16 protein-coding genes and 1 riboswitch are annotated in these 16,951 nt (G+C 72.5%); of the genes, 11 read left to right on the top strand and 5 right to left on the bottom strand.

What is annotated here, in order from left to right; translation table 11 throughout:
- The first annotated feature begins 27 nt into the window (after window positions 1-27).
- From ACXR8F_RS05940 to ACXR8F_RS05930, 3 genes are all read left to right on the top strand, one after another.
- Window positions 28-1,044, top strand: coding sequence for a zinc-dependent alcohol dehydrogenase family protein (locus ACXR8F_RS05940; RefSeq protein ID WP_458799153.1), 1,017 nt, complete (start codon window positions 28-30; stop codon window positions 1,042-1,044).
- A 60-nt stretch (window positions 1,045-1,104) separates the two neighbouring features.
- Window positions 1,105-1,791: an alpha/beta hydrolase gene (locus tag ACXR8F_RS05935; RefSeq protein WP_045189251.1), complete on the top strand. Its 687-nt coding sequence runs from the start codon at window positions 1,105-1,107 to the stop codon at window positions 1,789-1,791.
- 135 nt (window positions 1,792-1,926) lie between these two features.
- Window positions 1,927-2,301, top strand: coding sequence for an iron chaperone (locus ACXR8F_RS05930; RefSeq protein WP_045189248.1), 375 nt, complete (start codon window positions 1,927-1,929; stop codon window positions 2,299-2,301).
- Between the two features lie 15 nt (window positions 2,302-2,316).
- Here ACXR8F_RS05930 and ACXR8F_RS05925 read toward each other — a convergent pair whose 3' ends face one another.
- Together ACXR8F_RS05925 and ACXR8F_RS05920 are read right to left on the bottom strand one after the other, a co-directional pair.
- Window positions 2,317-5,436: an alpha-mannosidase gene (locus ACXR8F_RS05925; protein WP_458799152.1), complete on the bottom strand. Its 3,120-nt coding sequence runs from the start codon at window positions 5,434-5,436 to the stop codon at window positions 2,317-2,319.
- Between the two features lie 52 nt (window positions 5,437-5,488).
- Window positions 5,489-5,872 carry a VOC family protein gene (locus ACXR8F_RS05920; RefSeq protein WP_458799151.1) on the bottom strand — a complete coding sequence of 128 codons (384 nt, stop codon included), beginning with the start codon at window positions 5,870-5,872 and terminating at the stop codon, window positions 5,489-5,491.
- 221 nt (window positions 5,873-6,093) lie between these two features.
- On the opposite strand from ACXR8F_RS05920, the gene ACXR8F_RS05915 reads away from it, so the two are divergent.
- The 4 genes from ACXR8F_RS05915 to ACXR8F_RS05900 all read left to right on the top strand — a co-directional run bounded on the left by ACXR8F_RS05915 (window position 6,094) and on the right by ACXR8F_RS05900 (window position 10,307).
- Window positions 6,094-6,888, top strand: coding sequence for a hypothetical protein (locus ACXR8F_RS05915; RefSeq protein WP_458799150.1), 795 nt, complete (start codon window positions 6,094-6,096; stop codon window positions 6,886-6,888).
- A gap of 29 nt (window positions 6,889-6,917) precedes the next feature.
- Window positions 6,918-7,694 carry a class F sortase gene (locus ACXR8F_RS05910; protein ID WP_458799149.1) on the top strand — a complete coding sequence of 259 codons (777 nt, stop codon included), beginning with the start codon at window positions 6,918-6,920 and terminating at the stop codon, window positions 7,692-7,694.
- A 262-nt stretch (window positions 7,695-7,956) separates the two neighbouring features.
- A riboswitch (cyclic di-AMP (ydaO/yuaA leader) is annotated at window positions 7,957-8,143 on the top strand.
- A 3-nt stretch (window positions 8,144-8,146) separates the two neighbouring features.
- Window positions 8,147-9,004, top strand: a complete 858-nt coding sequence (locus ACXR8F_RS05905) for a CHAP domain-containing protein (RefSeq protein ID WP_458799148.1) — start codon at window positions 8,147-8,149, stop codon at window positions 9,002-9,004.
- Window positions 9,005-9,236: 232 nt separating this feature from the next.
- Window positions 9,237-10,307, top strand: a complete 1,071-nt coding sequence (locus ACXR8F_RS05900) for an alkene reductase (RefSeq protein ID WP_458799147.1) — start codon at window positions 9,237-9,239, stop codon at window positions 10,305-10,307.
- A gap of 106 nt (window positions 10,308-10,413) precedes the next feature.
- Here the strand turns inward: ACXR8F_RS05900 and ACXR8F_RS05895 are convergent, their stop codons facing one another.
- Window positions 10,414-10,950, bottom strand: a complete 537-nt coding sequence (locus tag ACXR8F_RS05895) for an N-acetyltransferase family protein (protein WP_458799146.1) — start codon at window positions 10,948-10,950, stop codon at window positions 10,414-10,416.
- 34 nt (window positions 10,951-10,984) lie between these two features.
- Between ACXR8F_RS05895 and ACXR8F_RS05890 the strand changes: the two genes are divergently transcribed.
- Window positions 10,985-12,487: a sulfatase family protein gene (locus ACXR8F_RS05890; protein WP_458799144.1), complete on the top strand. Its 1,503-nt coding sequence runs from the start codon at window positions 10,985-10,987 to the stop codon at window positions 12,485-12,487.
- Here ACXR8F_RS05890 and ACXR8F_RS05885 read toward each other — a convergent pair.
- A complete protein-coding gene (locus tag ACXR8F_RS05885; RefSeq protein ID WP_458799143.1) occupies window positions 12,484-12,723 on the bottom strand; it encodes a hypothetical protein in 240 nt (79 codons plus the stop codon). The genes ACXR8F_RS05890 and ACXR8F_RS05885 overlap by 4 nt on opposite strands.
- A 60-nt stretch (window positions 12,724-12,783) precedes the next feature.
- Entirely contained in the window at window positions 12,784-13,659 is an 876-nt protein-coding gene (locus ACXR8F_RS05880; RefSeq protein WP_458799142.1) for a CHAD domain-containing protein, read from the bottom strand.
- Window positions 13,660-13,767: 108 nt separating this feature from the next.
- Here ACXR8F_RS05880 and ACXR8F_RS05875 point away from each other — a divergent pair, with 108 nt between their 5' ends.
- The 3 genes from ACXR8F_RS05875 (at window position 13,768) to ACXR8F_RS05865 (ending at window position 16,951) form a co-directional block, all read left to right on the top strand.
- Entirely contained in the window at window positions 13,768-14,709 is a 942-nt protein-coding gene (locus ACXR8F_RS05875; protein WP_458799141.1) for a S1C family serine protease, read from the top strand.
- A gap of 95 nt (window positions 14,710-14,804) precedes the next feature.
- Window positions 14,805-15,953 carry an AAA family ATPase gene (locus ACXR8F_RS05870; RefSeq protein ID WP_458799140.1) on the top strand — a complete coding sequence of 383 codons (1,149 nt, stop codon included), beginning with the start codon at window positions 14,805-14,807 and terminating at the stop codon, window positions 15,951-15,953.
- Complete coding sequence (locus ACXR8F_RS05865) at window positions 15,932-16,951, top strand: DUF58 domain-containing protein (RefSeq protein WP_458799139.1); 1,020 nt, start codon at window positions 15,932-15,934, stop codon at window positions 16,949-16,951. The genes ACXR8F_RS05870 and ACXR8F_RS05865 overlap by 22 nt, the downstream gene beginning before the upstream one ends.

Here is a 16,951-nt window from a genome sequence, read left to right as displayed (position 1 = left end):
GCGCCACGCAGGGGAAGGATGGCGACCATGCGCGCTACGACGATCCACGCTGCCGGCGACATCCGCCTCTCCGAGGTGCCCGACCCGACCATCGAGGCCCCGACCGACGCCATCGTGCGCGTCACGGCGGGCTGCATCTGCGGCTCCGACCTGTGGCCGTACCGCGGCGAGAACCCGATCCGTGAGGGCTCGACGATCGGCCACGAGGCCGTCGGCGTCGTCGAGGCGGTCGGCTCCGAGGTCAAGGACTTCCGCCCGGGCGACTTCGTCGTCATCCCGTTCTGCCACTGCGACAACACGTGCCCCGACTGCCTGGCGGGCGTGCAGTCCGCGTGCCCCAACGCCGACGGCACGTCGAGCGGGCAGGCCGAGCTGACTCGCGTCACCCAGGCCGACGGCAGCCTCGTCAAGACCGACGGCATGCCTGACGACGCGCTCGTGCCGTCGCTGCTCGCGCTCACCGACGTCATGGCCACCGGCTGGCACGCGGCCGTCGCGGCGGGCGTCCGCGAGGGCTCGACCGCGGTCGTCGTCGGCGACGGGGCAGTGGGTCTGTGCGGCGTCATCGCCGCCCAGCAGCTCGGCGCCGAGCGCATCGTCGCGATGTCGCGCCACGAGCCGCGCCAGGCTCTCGCTCGCGGCTTCGGTGCGACCCACGTCATCGCCGAACGCGGCGACGAGGCCGTCGCCGCCGTGATGGAGCTGACCGGCGGCATCGGCGCCGACGCGGTGCTCGAGTGCGTCGGCACGCACCAGTCGATGGACACCGCCTTCCACGTCGCCCGCGCCGGCTCGACCGTCGGCTTCGTCGGCGTGCCGCACGGCGTCGAGCTGCCCCTGCGCCGGATGTTCGTCCGCAACATCGGCCTCGCGGGCGGCATCGCGCCGGTGCGCCGCTACCTGCCCGACCTCATGGAGCGGGTCCTCGACGGCCGCATCGACCCGGGCCTCGTCTTCGACCTCGAGCTGCCGCTCGACGAGGTCGCCGAGGGCTACCGCGCCATGGACGAGCGCCTCGCCGTCAAGGTCCTCCTGCGCCCCTGACGCCAGCCGCCGACCGGGAGAGCAGTTCGTTGCGCTCTCCCGATCGGGTATGCCGTCCGAGTGACCCACGCCCGCCTCATCGACACCGCCGCGCCCAGCGCTCCCCGTGGTGTGGTGCTCGTGCTGCACGGTGGCGCCGCGCGCCGCAGGCCGATGCGGGTCAGCCCCACCCAGCTGTCGGTGCTGCGGATGGTGCCGATCGCGGCGCGCATCGCCCTCGCGGCCAAGGGCGAGCTGGCCGTGCTGCGGCTGCTCAACTCGACCCGCGGCTGGGACGCGCACCACACGCCGGTCGACGACGTGCGCTGGGCGCTGCGCGAGGTGGCCGAGCGCTTCGGCCGTGACCTGCCGGTCGGTCTCGTCGGCCACTCCCTCGGCGGCCGCGCGGCCCTGCTCGCCGCGGCCGAGCAGCCCGTCGTCAGCGCGGTCGCCCTCAACCCGTGGGTGTACCCGCACGAGGGGCACCTCGACCTCACCGGTCGGCAGGTGCTGCTCGTCCACGGCGACGACGACCGCGTGGCCCGCCCGACGAACTCGGCGGCGGTGGCCCGTGACCTGGCCCGCACCGCGCGGGTCGGCTACGTCACCGTCGAAGGCGGACGGCACGCGATGCTGCGCCGGCACCACGTCTTCGACGGCCTCGCAGCCGGCTTCACGACCGCGACCCTCCTCGGTCGCCGGCCCGAGGGGCCGGGCGCCGACGCCGTGGCCAAGGCGCTCGCGGGCGAGCAGTGGCTCGACGTCTGAGCCCGATTCATCACCATTCGTAGGTTGTTGACGAGTTCATGCCGTAACACGGTGCTTACTTTGCAGTCACCCCTTTCGCGCAATACAGTCGAGGCATCCCTCCGCGACCGGTCCGGAACTAGGTGAGGACCTGGATTGGCCCCGAGATTTGCGTCCGTCGATGACTACATCGCGTCCTATCCAGAGGAGACGCGCAGTCAGCTCGCCGGTGTGCGACGGACCATCCAGCAGGCGGCTCCCCACGCCGCGGAGAAGATCAGCTACGGCATGGCGACCTTCACCGTCGACGGCAAGCCGCTGATCTACTACGCCGGCTGGAAGAACCACGTCGGCCTCTACCCGGTGCCGACGGGCGACCCCGAGTTCGAGGACGCCATCGGTCCCTACCGGCGGGCCAAGGACACCGTCCGCTTCCCGATCAGCCGGCCGGTCCCCCTCGAGCTCGTCTCCGAGATCACCGAGCTCTGCCTCAAGCGCCGGGCCGCGATCGCCGAGGCCTCCGAGAGCTGACCTCACTCTGTCGCGTCAGCCGGGGCCGACCGGGTTGAAGCGCAGCGTCACGAGCTGGAACGGTCGCAGCTCGACCGTCACCTGCCGCTCGTCGGCCCGACCGGCGTCGCCCCGGCGCAGCGCCCGACGCCCGTCGAGCACCGCCGACTCCTCCTCGAGCAGGTCGACCTCGGTGACGGCAGACCACTCGAAGCCGGTGCGCACGCCGGAGCGCGCCCGGCCGCCGCGTGACTCGTAGAGCCGCACGACGACGTCGCCGCTGCCGTCCTCGGCGAGCTTGACCGCCTCGACGACGACGGCCGGGTCGTCCACCTCGACGACCGGGCCGACGGAACCACTTTGCCCCCCGGGCGAACCCAGCGCACCGACCAGCGGGAGGTGGACGGCATACCCGTGCTCGACGGCATCCGCGACGTCGGCCCCGGGCACGATGCCGAAGCGGATGACCTGCTCGCCGACCTCCTCCGAGCTGTCGGTCGTCGGGTCGGGGAAGGACGGCGAGCGCAGCAGTGTCAGCCGCATCGTCGTGACCGGCTCGCCGGCGTCGGTGACCGATCGGCGGACCGCGTGGCCGTAGGTCGCCTCGTTGACGAGGGCCACGCCCCAGCCCTCCTCGCCGACGTGCAGCCACCGGTGGGCGACCATCTCGTGGCGCGCGGACTCCCACGACGTGTTCTCGTGGGTGGGCCGCCGCAGGTGCCCGAACTGGATGTCGGCGCTGCTGTGCGGCGCGAGCACCGACACGGGGACGTATGCCGCCAGGGCGCGCTCACGCTCGCGCCAGTCGACCCGCACCTCGACGTCGACGCGCGGCGAGTCGGCGGTGACGGTCGTGCGCTGCACGAAGGTGGAGCGCCCCACCGTGCCGCGGGCCTCGACGACGGCGCGCAGCGGGCCGCTCTCAACGACCGAGACCTCGACGCCGATCGGCGACGTCCACGTGCGGCTGTGCGGCTTGTCGATGTCCCAGGCGTCCCACATCGCCGGCACGTCGGGGTGCAGCCGCAGCTCCGCGGCCCGGGCGCCCTCCGGCAGGACGGTGCGGTCGCCGTGGCGGTGGTCGACGAGCGACTCGATCGACCCGTCCGCCGAGATCGTCACGGAGACAAGGCCGTTCGTCAGGGTGCGCCCGTCCACCGCGACCGGGTGCGCGGGCTGCTCGACCACGACGCCACCGACCGACAGCGCGGGCACGTCGACGAGCACGGGACCGGGACCGGCGTCGACGACCTCACGCCGCGCGTACGGACCGGCGTTGAGCAGGCCGCTGCCCGGCGAGAGGAGCGTCAGCGCCTCGTCGACGAGAGCCCGCAGCTCGGCGGTGAGCCGCTCGAAGTCGTCGCGGGCCTCGCGGTGCACCCACGCGATGGCGCTTCCGGGGAGGATGTCGTGGAACTGCAGGAGCAACAGGCGCTCCCACACGAGACGCAGCCGCTCGGCCGGCCATTCCCCCAGCCCGCGCAGGGCGACGAGCGTCCACGCCAGCTCGGCCTGACGCAGCAGCGCCTCGCAGCCGCGGTTGCCGACCTTCATCGCGCGCTGGCTCGTCAGGGTGCCCCGGTGCAGCTCGAGGTAGAGCTCCCCCGTCCACGTGGGGGCTCGGTCGGCGTACTCCTCGCGCACGCCGTCGAAGAACGACTGGGCCGTGCCGACCTCGACCGCGGGCGAGCCCTCGAGCGAGCGGAGCCGCCGGGCCCGCTCGAGCATCTCGCGCTCGGGACCGCCGCCACCGTCGCCGAAGCCGAACGGGATGAGGGCCCGCCGCGAGCGTCCCTTGTCGAGGTGCTGCCGGGCGGACCGGTGCACGTCGGCGCCACCGAGCTTGCTCTCGTAGGTGTCGGCGGGAGGGAAGTGCGTGAGGATGCGGGTGCCGTCGATGCCCTCCCACCAGAACGTGTGGTGCGGGAAGGTGTTGGTGTCGTTCCAGCTGAGCTTCTGCGTCAGGAACCACTCGGCGCCGGCGAGCCGCGCGATCTGCGGGTAGGCCGCCGAGTAGCCGAACGAGTCGGGCAGCCAGACCCCGCGGCACCGGACGCCGAGCTCTCGCTCGAAGAAGCGCTGTCCGTGGAGCAGCTGGCGCACGAGCGACTCGCCGCTCGGCATGACGCCGTCGGCCTCGACCCACTGGCCCCCGACGGGCTCCCACACGCCCGCCGCGACGGCGTCCTTGATCCGCTGCCAGATCGCAGGCTGGTGCTCCTTCGTCCACGCGTACTGCTGGGCCGACGAGCAGGCGAAGACGAGCTCGGGGTAGTCGGCGGCGAGCGCCGTGACGTTGGCGAAGGTGCGCGCGCACTTGCGCACCGTCTCGCGCACGGGCCACAACCAGGCGGAGTCGATGTGCGCGTGGCCGACACCGGTGAGCCGCTGCGCGCTCGTGACCGCGGGCGCCGCGAGCACGTCGGCGAGGGCCGCTCGCGCCCCGGCGGCGGTCCCCCGCACGTCGTGGACGTCGAGGGCAGCCAGGGCGTCGTCGAGCGCGGCCGTCACCTCGAGCCGGCGGGCATCCCGCTCGGGCAGTTCGGTCGCGAGGTCGACGAGCACGTCGAGGTCCATCGCGAGCCCGAAGACCTCCGGCTCGAAGACGGCGACCTCGACGTCGCCGAGGACGTAGCGCGGCGCGGCACCGGCCGTCGCCACCTCGCCGAGCCTCGTGGGGCGGAACCCGTGCTCCATCACGGCCGGGTTGCCGGCGGCCTCGAGGAAGAGGTGGATCGGCTCGCCGCCGCGCGCCTCCGACGCGACGCGGTGCCACCGGTTCATCGGGTGGATGCCCTTGAGCGGTGTGCCCTCGGCGTCGTGGAGCAACCCCTCGGCCTGGAACCCCGGCCCCTCGCCATGGAAGCCGAGGTCGACGACGACCTCGACACACTCCCCGACGAACGCCTCGGGCACCGCCCCGGTGATCTCGAACCACCACGTCGACCACGGCTCACCCCATGGCGTGCCCGGCGCGACCGGCTCGAAACAGCCGCCCGCGGCTGAGGCCAGCGCGTCCGCGACGGGCACCGGCTCCCCCGGCACCGGCCACGCGGACGTCGCGAGCGGCACGCGGTCGCGGTGGACCGAAGGGGTCACGTGCTCGGCGAGCACGCGGCGGGTACGGCGCAGGACATGGGCGCTGTCGTCGAACACCCCCCGACCCTAGCCACGCGGCATACGGCCCCGGCGGCTCAGCGCCGGCGGGTCACGCCGGCGACGACTCGATGACGCTGAGGACGTTGCCGGCAGGATCGGTGAACCACGCGATGAGCGGGCCGCCCTTGCGGAAGACGCCCTTCTCGTCGGTCTCGGTGGGCGTCCCCTCGTACCGCTCGAACGTGACGCCCCGCGAGGTCAGCTCGTCGACAGCCGCCTCGACGTCGTCGACCGGGAAGTTGAGCACCGTGAACGTCGCGGGCTGGTGGTTCGGCTTCGGGTAGACGACGACCGGCCGGTCCCCGGCGAGATGCAGCGTGAGCATGCCGTTCTCCTCGGTCACCGAGAGGCCGAGCGTGTCGGCGTAGAACGCCTTCGCCGCAGGGATGTCGTCGACGGAGAACCCGCCGAACGCCTTGGAGCTCTCGAGCACGGCCCTTGTCCCTTCCTCCGCAGGGCACCGGTCGCGCCCCGTCCCTCCCAGTCAAGACCCAGAGAGGCGCATGCGTGGCCGGACCGGCGAAAAGGCCCGGCACCGATCCAATCCGGACGGCTCGCGACAGCGAACCCCACCCGGAGACGGTCGATGACGACCCCCCGTCTGAAGCAGAGCAGGTTGGACGGCTGTGTCTCCTCGTCAAGGAGGAAGAACAGATGCGCACCAGCACCACTCGCACCACCACTCGCACCACCACTCGGATCGCGGGCGCCGGCCTGGCCGCTGCTGCCGCGATGGCATTGTCCGTCGGCCCCGCCTTCGCGGCCGACGGCTGGGTCAGCGCGAAACTCGAGCCCGTGCCCGGCAGCGAGGTGTCCGGTTCCGGCACCGCCCAGGTGACGGTCACCGGCAACACGATCAAGGTCGAGATGGCCGCACGTGGCCTGCTGCCCGACCAGCCGCACGCCGCGCACATCCACTTCGCGGCGGCCGCGCGTCACGAGTGCCCGACCATCAAGGACGACACGAGCGGGGACGGCACCATCAACACGACCGAGGGCGGACCCGCCTACGGCGACATCGTCGTCTCGCTCACGAAGACCGGGGACACGAGCCCCAAGAGCGGCCTCGCGGTCGACCGCTTCAGCACCGCCCCTGGCGGCAACCTCAGCTACGAGCGCGGCAGCATCACCGTGTCCGACGGTGTGGCCGCCGCCATCGCCAAGGGCCAGTCCGTCGTCGTCGTGCACGGCGTGGACCACAACAAGGACGGCAAGTACTCGGGCGACACCAAGAGCGACCTCGACCCGAAGCTTCCGACCGAGGCGACCGACCCGGCCCTGTGCGGGGCGCTGCACGTTGCGCCCACCGGCGGCATGCACACGGGCGGCGGCCTGAGCGGCACGACCAACACGAACGGCATGCTCCTCGCCGTCGGAGGCGCCGCGCTCTTCGCTGCTGCCGGTTCCGGCGCCTTCGCCGCCCGCCGCTCCGCCCGGTCGCGCTCCTGACCGGCTGACCGACCGGAGACGAGCATCACGTGACAGAGCCGAAGGAGGCCACGTCGGGCCGCCGCGTCACCGCCGGTGTCGCGGCGGCTGCCACGGCGTCGGCGCTCCTGCTCGTCGTGGCCGTCGTCGCGCTCGTCCTCGGCCTGCGTGGCAGTCCGTCATCGCCCGGTGCGGCGGGCACCCCGCCCGCTGCACAGCCGGCAGGCAGCGCGCTGGCGACCGTCGGCGCGACAGCCTCCGACTCCCCCGCACCGTCGGTGTCCCCCGGTCAGGGTGGGACGCGGGCTGCGGGGAGACCGGGCACCTCGGGGGCCGCGCCTGCGGGCACTCTGCAGGGCGGCCCCTTGGCGGCCTCGGAGCCCACCCTGCTGGAGATCCCCTCCATCGGCGTCCGCTCGCGCACCTTCGTGCCGCTCGGGGTCCAGCCTGACGGCACGATCTCAGTGCCCGGCACCGCTCAGGAGGTCGGGCTCTACGACGGAGGCCCGACCCCCGGACAGCTCGGCCCCTCCGTGATCGCCGCCCACGTCGACACACCGTCCGGCGTTCCCGGAGTCTTCTACCGCCTCGGCGCGGTCAAGGCGGGCGACGTCGTCGAGGTCACGCGCCGCGACGGCTCGCACCTCGTCTTCACCGTCGACAAGGTCGCCGCCTACGAGAAGTCGCGCTTCCCGACCGACCTCGTCTACCGGAGCGATTTCCGACGTTCCGAGATCCGCCTCGTGACGTGCGGTGGGCCGACCGACAGCCGCAACGAGTACCGCGACAACGTCATCGTCTTCGGCCACCTCACGAGCGCTTCCTGAGCACGCCCGACCACCCGTGGCGACTCGCAGCCGAGGGGGTCGGCCGTCTCGAGCCGGTCAAGCGCGAGTCATGTGACTCGCGTCACAAGGCACGAAGGTATGTCGCAGGTAAAGATGCCCAAAACGGACCTTCAACGATCTTTCCGGCGAGTCCCCGTTACCTCAACGTGACTTTTGCCGGCAACGTCGTCTACTCTTCCGAGGGTCCGGCCACCTGGTCGGGCGCTCGCGAGGTGGACCGCCTAGTCCTGTCACCGCCTGACGAGCGAGAGCAAACCTTGTGACAGGAGCGGAGGAACCACACGTTTCTCCGGGCGTCCGGCGCCACGACTCCGGACGTCCTTGGGGTGAAGTACTCGCCCGGATCGCGACTCGTCGCGGGCCGGGGGAGCGCCGGGCACCTTTCCGCCCGAACCCGACAGCTAACTTCGTAGGCGCGGAGAGGTACACGTGTGAACAACGAGATCATCCGCGGCCGCCACCGTGCGCCCGGCCGACACAACCCCCTCAACGAGCTCAAGGTCCTCGCGCGCGAGACGGCTCAGCCGGCCATGAAGGGCGCGGCTTTCGTCGCGGCCACCGGTGGCCTTGTCGCCTCCTTCGCGAACCCGGCGAGCGCCGAGCCGCTGTCCGGCACGACCGCCGGTGCTGCCGCCGTCGGCCCGGCCACCGGCGCCGTCCCCGCCGCCTCGACCGCCCTGGCGAAGATCGGCTACGCGCCGGCTGCGCAGAAGGCCGTCACCCAGCGCGCCACGGCTCCCAAGCCGCGCGTCATCGAGGACATCCAGGTCAAGACGGAGCGCGCCGCCGCCAAGGCTGCCGCTGCCAAGGCCGCCGCGGAGCGCAAGGCTGCTGCCGCGCGCGCCTCGCGTGACCTCACCCGTCGCACGCTGACGTCGACGACGTCGACGACGAAGTCGGTCAGCAACGGCTCGGTCCCGAGCGCGTCCTCCGGCATGCGTTCCGCCTACAACTGGGCCACCAAGGGCCAGTGCACCTGGGGCGCGCTCGCCAAGTGGCACGCGTCCGAGGGCTACTACCCCGGTGGCTGGACCGGCAACGCCATGGAGTGGGCCTCCGGCGCCGCGAGCGCGGGCTACACGGTGACCGGCACGCCGCGCACCCGCTCGATCCTCGTGATGCAGCCCGGCGTGCACGGCTCCTCGAGCGTCGGCCACGTCGCCTGGGTCACCGCCGTCAACGGCAACGAGGTCACCATCATCGAGATGAACGCCCTCGCCGGCCCGTACAACTACAACACCCGCACCCTGACCGACGGTCCGGGCATGAAGTACATCTACGCGCCGTGACCCACACGCAGACCCACGCGGTCTGAGCGCTGGTCGCGAAGGGGAGGATGCCGACGGCATCCTCCCCTTCGTCGTGTCTGACGGGTCACACCCGCCGCACGCCGGGTCGGACTCGCTCCGCCCACCGGGAATGTGCGTCGCCCTGTCCGACTTGTCGCCTAGGTAGTTGAAGGCTCCACCGCATTGCGGCAGCGAGCCGCCGACCATCCCCGACAACGTGAGGAGCAGGCCTGTGTCCACGGCCTTCGAGACCATCCGCATCGGCCGCTGGGACCTCCCCCAGCGCTTCGTCATGGCGCCGCTGACGCGCAACCGTGCCGGCGCCGGGCAGGCACCGACCGAGCTGAACGCCGAGTACTACGGCCAGCGCGCGAGCGCGGGCCTCATCATCACCGAGGGCACCCAGCCGAGCGCCGTCGGCCAGGGCTACCTCGACACCCCCGGCATCCACTCCGACGAGCAGGTCGCCGGCTGGCGCCTCGTCGCCGACGCCGTGCACCAGGGCGGCGGCCACGTCGTCGTCCAGCTCATGCACGCCGGACGCGTCGCCCACCCCGACAACAAGGGCGGGCTCGAGAGCGTCGCCCCGAGCGCGATCGCGGCGCCGGGCTCCATCGTGACGCCTTCGGGCGAGCAGCCGTATGCCGTCCCGCGGGCCCTCGAGACCGACGAGATCCCCGCGCTCGTGGCCGAGTACGTGCACGCGGCCCGCCAGGCGATCGCGGCCGGACTCGACGGCGTCGAGGTGCACGCCGCCAACGGCTACCTCCCCCACCAGTTCCTCGCCCCGTCGAGCAACCAGCGCTCCGACGCGTACGGTGGCTCGCCGGAGAACCGGGCGCGCCTCGCGATCGAGATCACGACCGCGGTGGCCGAGGCCATCGGCGCCGACCGCGTCGGCATCCGCATCTCGCCCGCGCACAACATCCAGAGCGTGCTCGAGGAGGACGAGCTCGAGACGGCCGCGACCTACGAGACGCTCGTCGAGGGCATCGCGCCGCTCGGCCTCGCCTACCTCAGCATCCTCGGCGACCCGGAGTCCGACCTCGTGCGCAACCTGCGCAAGCGGTTCGGCGGCCCCGTCATCCTCAACACGGGCTTCGCCTCGGTGACGGGCCTCGCGGAGGTCGAGGACATCCTCGAGCGCGACCTCGGCGACGCCGTCGCCGTCGGGCGCGAGTTCCTCGCGAACCCGGACCTCGCCCGTCGCTGGCGCGAGGGTGCCCCGCTCAACGAGCCGAACCCGGCCACCTTCTACGGCGGCGGCGCCGAGGGCTACACGGACTACCCGGCCCTCCCCTGACACCCAAGGAAAGTGGGCACTCGACGCTGCTTCGTCGAGTGCCCGTTTCCTCGTGTCGGGAAGTGAGCACTCGACCGTCCTTCGTCGAGTTCTCACTTCCTGACGCTCAGGTCGGCTCAGGCGGCGTGGCTCCCGGCGGAAGTGGGTCGCCGAGCCGCCGCTGGACCCACGTGACGTCGTGCCAGACGCCGAACTTGTGGCCGATGTCGCGGTAGGTCCCGACCGACTCGAAACCCATCGCCGCGTGCAGCCGGGCGCTCGGCTCGTTCGGCTGGGTCATGCCGGCGGCAGCCATGCGGTAGCCGCGAGCGGCCAGGCGCCGCAGCAGCTCCTCGTAGAGCCGGCGGCCCCCGCCGCTGCCCCGCCGGTCCATCGCGAGGTAGACCGACACCTCGCACGACCAGCGGTAGGCCGCACGCTCCTTGAACGGCCCGCCGTACGCGTACCCGACGACCTCGCCGGCGTCCTCCAGCACGAGGAACGCGTGCGAGCGCTGTGCCGCGGCGATGCGCCGGCCCATCTCGTCGGCGCTCGGTGGGTCCGTCTCGAACGTGATCGACGTGCCCGTGACGTACGGCGCGTAGACGGCGGCGACCGCCGCGGCGTCATCGGCCGTCGCGTCTCGCACGATGGGGTGCTGCATGCGCCGATGCTAGGTCGCGTCTAGCGTGGAGCCGATGAGCACTGCCCCGACCCCGCCGAGCCGGCGCCCCAACATCGTCTTCGTGCTGAGCGACGACCACGCCGCCCACGCGATCGGCGCCTACGGCTCGGTCGTCAACCGCACACCGCACATCGACGCGGTCGCCACGTCGGGCGCGCGGCTCGACAACCTCTTCGCGACGAACTCGCTCTGTGCGCCCAGCCGGGCGACGATCCTCACCGGCACCTACAGCCACGTGAACGGCGTGACGACCCTCGACACCCCGATCGACGCATCGCAGCCGACGTTCGTCACGGCACTGCGCGAGGCCGGCTACCGCACGGCCTTCGTCGGCAAGTGGCACATGGGCGACGGGTCGACCGGTGGTGTGAGCCACGACCCGCAGGGCTTCGACCACTGGGAGGCCCTCATCGACCAGGGCGAGTACCACGACCCACGCTTCCTCACGGCCGACGGGCTGCGCGTCGAGCAGGGCTACGCCACCGACCTCATCACCGACCTCGCCCTGCGCTGGGTCGAGAGTCTGGAGGGCGACGAGCCGTGGTGCGTGCTCGTGTGGCACAAGGCACCGCACCGGTCGTGGGAGCCGGACGCCGAGCACGAGGGCATGTATGCCGTGGGCGCGCCCGGCGTGGACGGGCTGATCCCCGTGCCGGCGACGTTCACCGACGACCTGTCGGGCCGCTCCGACACGGCCCGCCGTGCCGCGATGCGGATCGCCGAGCACCTGACGGCCGAGGACCTCAAACAGCCTGTGCCGGAAGGCCTCTCCCACGACGAGGAAGCGTTGTGGAAGTACCAGCGATACATGGAGGACTACCTCGCGTGCGTCGCCTCCGTCGACGACAACGTCGGTCGGGTCACCGACTGGCTGCGTGAGCGCGGCGACCTCGACGACACGATCGTCATCTACTCCTCCGACCAGGGCTTCTTCCTCGGCGACCACGGCTGGTTCGACAAGCGGTTCATGTACGAGGAGTCGATCCGCATGCCGTTCGTCCTCTCCTACCCGGCGGCGATCCCGGCCGGCCGTCCGTTCGACCGCATCGTCACGAACGCCGACATCGCGCCCACGCTGCTTGACGCCGCGGGCGTGACCGTCCCGGCGCGCATGCAGGGCCGGTCGTTCTGGGGCGAGCTGACGGGATCATCTGAGCCCCAGCAGGATCCGGACGCCGAGGGCTTCTACTACCGCTACTGGATGCACGACGACAGCAGCCACCAGGTCGGCGCCCACTACGGCTACCGCACCCGCGAGCACACGCTCATCCACTTCTACAACGACGGACTCGGCCTGCCCGGCTGCTCCGACCGGCGCTTCCCCGCCGAGTGGGAGCTCTACGACAACGTGCGAGACCCGGAGCAGCTGCACAACGTCGCCGACGACCCGGCGCACGCCACGGTCCGCGAGCAGCTCGAGGCACGGATGTGGTTCGCGCAGAAGGCGGTCGGTGACGAGCCGCACCCGGAGCAGCCGGTCCCGCGACTCGTCGCCGAGGGAGTGGTCAGCGGCTAGGGTGCTCGCCCGGCCGGAGGGACCACGATGGTCCCGCAGGAGCCGCAGCGAAGGGCTCGGGCACTGTGGTTGAAGACCCCTCGGGTGACGGGCACCCCGGTGAGGTCGCCCAGCAGGCCGCCCCCCTGCTCCTTGAACTTCACACCCGGCGAACGACCGACGATCTCGCCGGGCGTCATCGCCGGTGCGGAGCAGATCGGGCAGGTGAGGTCCACGTCCATGCCGGTGGGACTCACGTGACGACCTCGGCGTTCCGGCAGACTCGATCCGGCGGCCCCGACGGCCCCTGGGCGGCGTCAGCCACGGTGCTTCGCCAGCTTCTCGAGCGCGTCGAGCGCATCCAGCGACCGTGACCTGAGGTCGCGCAGGACCCGCTGCTCGTCGGCGTCGAGGTGACCGAGGAGGAAGGCCGCGGCCTCGCCGCTGTCGACGTCGAGCGCAAGGTGCCGCAGCGTCGCGCGCGTCACGGTCGCGTCGTGGTGCAGGCCGATGACGTCCTGGGTGGCCTCGGCCACCTCCTCGATCTCGCGGATGCGCGACCCTGCGACGGGAGCGGCTGCCTCGGCCGCGTAGCGCAACCGCTTGGCGGCCTTGCGCACGTCGTGCAGCCGGGTCGCCTGCTCGTCCGCGTCGCCGGCGGCCCGCACGAGGGCGATCCGCTCGACGACACGGTCGAGGTCGTGCTCGACCCGCTTGCGGGCGAAACCCTTGCCGCCGCGATCCGAGGCAGCCGTGACCGGAGGGTCGCCTACGACTGCGTCGAGCAGACCGAGCACCGCGGCATACCTCGTCGAGGCCAGCGTCTCGTCGACGACGTCGCCGGCGGCCGTGAGGTCGAGGCGCAGGCGCGCGCGCAACCCGCTGACGGCGTCGTCGAGGCCCACCGGCTCGGCGTCGGCGAGCAGCGCCTCCGTGTGCTCGATGACGACCTCGACGTCGCGGGCGCGCCCCAGCAGCACCGACACCCACCGCAGCTCGTCGCGCAGCGGGTCGGTGGCCGAGCGCTCGAGCACCGGCCGGAAGGTCGCGAGCGCCGAACGGATGCGGCGGATGGCCACGCGGACGTCGTGCAGCCCCTCGGGCTCGCCGGCGCGCAGGGCCTCCTCGGCCACGGCCAGCGCCTCCCGCTGCCCCGCGAGGCGCTGACGCACCAGGGACGCGGCGGACGGCATACGCCATTCCTACCCGTGGCAGGGACCGCGAGCCACCCCTTCGGCGGAACCTGTGAACCTTCAACGGACCCCTGCCGCTCACGGCGATCGAAACGTACAGTCGAAAAGGTGGCACGGGTCACCGCTCCCCCTGCAGTCGACACCGCCGCCCCTGGCGCCGGGACACCCCTGCGCGCCCGCCTTCTCGCGCCACCCGGGGCAGGGCTCGAGGCTGCCGAGCCGCCACCACCAGACGGGCCGTGGCAGCGCACCCGCCGCCGGCTGGCGGCGGTCCCGCGCTGGGTGTGGGGGTGCGTGGCCGTCCTCGTCCTCGTCGCGGCGGCAGTGACCGCGTATGCCGTCACCCGCCCGCCGAGCCCCGCCCCCATCACGCAGCGCGACGTCGACCTGACCGTGCAGAAGGGGCTGGAACGCCAGGCGGAGGCCGACGCCGCGGCACCCGCCGACGCGAGCGTCGCGCACGCCGCGATCGCTCCCTCACTCGTCGTCATCAGCACCCGAGGCACGTCGGCCGGGCGGCAGTCGCAGGGCAGGGGCGCCGGTGTCGTCGTCAACGCCGACGGCACGGTGCTCACGGCGTTGCACGTCGTCGAGGGCGCCACCGCGATCACCGTCGCCTTCTCCGACGGCACCAGCACGCCGGCGACGATCGTGTCGCGCAAGCCCGAGAGCGACATCGCGACCCTCACCCCGGCGAAGCTGCCCGAGACGGTCGTGCCGGCGGTGCTCGGCGGCGGGGTGGCGGTCGGCGCACCCGTCTTCGCCGTCGGCCACCCGCTCGGGCTCACCGACTCGCTGTCGGCCGGCGTCGTCTCCGCGCTCGACCGGACCGTGCGGGTCGAGAGCAACCGCAGGCTCGAGCACCTCATCCAGTTCGACGCAGCCGTCAACCCCGGAAACTCCGGCGGCCCGCTGCTCAACCGGGCCGGGCAGGTCGTCGGCATCGTCACCGGCCTCGCCAACCCCACCGACCAGTCGCTCTTCGTCGGGATCGGCTTCGCGGTGCCCATCGCGACCGCGGGCGGCGGGGGCGGCGGCATCGCGCGCTAGGAACCAGGCCGCACACGTCACGGGCCGCACACGTCATCAGCACGACCCACCAGCAGCAGGGCAGCACGACCAGGCAGCAGCGACAGGAGGACGGCATGCAGGGCGAGGCAGGCAAGGGGCAGACGGGCTGGCAGGGTGGCGGGCAGGGTCGGCACGAGCTGGAGCAGGCGCTCTACGAGGTCAAGCGGACCATCGTCGGCCAGGACCTGCTGCTCGAACGCATGATGGTCGCCCTGCTCGCGCGCGGGCACCTGCTCGTCGAGGGCGTGCCGGGGCTGGCCAAGACGATGGCGATCAAGACCCTCGCGCACGCGATCGGCGGCGAGTTCCAGCGCATCCAGTTCACGCCCGACCTCGTGCCGGCCGACCTCATCGGAACCCGCATCTACAACCAGCGCGACGGCGAGTTCCAGGTCTCGCTCGGGCCCGTCTTCGCCAACCTCGTGCTCGCCGACGAGATCAACCGGGCACCGGCGAAGGTGCAGAGCGCCCTGCTCGAGGTCATGCAGGAGCGCCAGGTGACGATCGGGCGCGAGACCTTCCCGGCGCCCGACCCGTTCCTCGTCATGGCCACGCAGAACCCCATCGAGTCGGAGGGCACGTATGCCCTGCCCGAGGCCCAGGTCGACCGCTTCATGCTCAAGGTCCTCATCGGCTACCCCTCCGCCGCCGAGGAGTTCGTCGTCGTCGAGCGGCAGATCTCGGCCGCCGTCACCACGATCAGGGTGCTCGACCCGGAGATGCTGCGCGTCTTCCAGCGCGAGACCGACGCCGTCTACGTCGACCCTGCGGTCATCGAGTATGCCGTCCGGCTGGCCGCGGCGACTCGCGAGCCGGCGCTCGTGGGCCGGGACGACCTCTCTCGTCTGCTGACCTACGGAGCGAGCCCGCGCGCCTCCATCAACCTCGTGCTGGCCGCCCGGGCGCTGGCGTTCCTCCGCGGGCGCGACTACGTGCTGCCGGGCGACGTGGGCGACCTCGCGCGAGACGTGCTGCGGCACCGCATCGTGCCCTCCTACGAGGCGCTGGCCGAGGACCTCACGCCGGACGACCTGTTGACGCCGATCATCCACGCCGTCCCGGTGCCGACCGCCCCGCTGCGCGAGCAGCAGGTCCGCGAGCAGCAGGCGCGTGGCTCGGTGGCCGGGGCGTTCGGGGCGGAGTCCGGTGGGATCCCCGCAGGTGGCACCGCCGGCACTGCGGGCACGGTCGGTGACGCGACATGGGCGCGACCGACACGCTGACCGCCGAGCGGCTGCTCCGGCACCTCGAGTGGAGGGTGGTGCGGCGGCTCGACGGGCGGCTCCAAGGCGACTACCGCAGCCTCTTCCGAGGGTCGGGGCTCGACTTCACCGACCTGCGCGAGTACGAGCCCGGCGACGACCTGCGCCACATCGAGTGGAACGTCACGGCACGGCTCGACACGCCCTACGTCCGCGAGTTCGTCGAGGACCGGGAGCTGACGGCGTGGCTGCTGCTCGACCACTCGGCGTCGATGGGTTTCGGGCCCGTCGACCGGCAGAAGCACCTCGTGCTGGCGGAGGTCGCGACGACGTTGGCGCACGTGCTGACCCGCGGCGGCAGCCGGGTCGGGGCGATCGTCATGGACACCGGGGTCGACGCGATCGTCCCGCCGGCGTCGGGGCGCATCCAGGTGCTGCGTATCGCCAAGCTGCTGCTGGACCGGCGCGAGTCCCGCGCCGCCGAGGAGCCCTCCGCTGCCCCGTCCGGGTGGCGCGACCGGCTGCGGCCGAGGACGGGGCGGGCGGGCGGAGCCAGGCGGCCGGCATACGGCGGCGGCGCGCCCGACCGAGCCACCGAGGAGCGGACGGTCACCGACCTGGCGCTCCTGCTGACGGCGGCAGCGGGCATCGCCCGCAGACGTGGGCTCGTGCTGGTCGTGTCGGACTTCATCAGCGCCGAGGGGTGGGAGCGGCCGCTGGCCCGGCTCGCCCGGCGGCACGAGGTGGTCGCGATCCAGGTCGTCGACCCGCGCGAGAGCGAGCTGCCCGACGCAGGCGGCGTCTACGTCGAGGACGCCGAGACCGGCGAGCAGATCTTCGTCGACACGAGCGACACGGTGTTCCGGCAACGGCTGGCGGCGGCGGCCGACGCGCGGCAGGCCGACCTCGAGGCGCGCGCCCGCAAGGCGGGGGTGGACCTCTACACCGTGCGCACCGACGACGACCTCGTGCGGTCGCTCATGCGCATCTCCGAGCTGCGACGACGGAGACGGCGATGA

This window comes from Terrabacter sp. AAH1, assembly GCF_054456855.1.
Note: the sequence above shows the minus strand (reverse complement) of the source record. Positions and strands in the feature narration are given on the sequence as shown.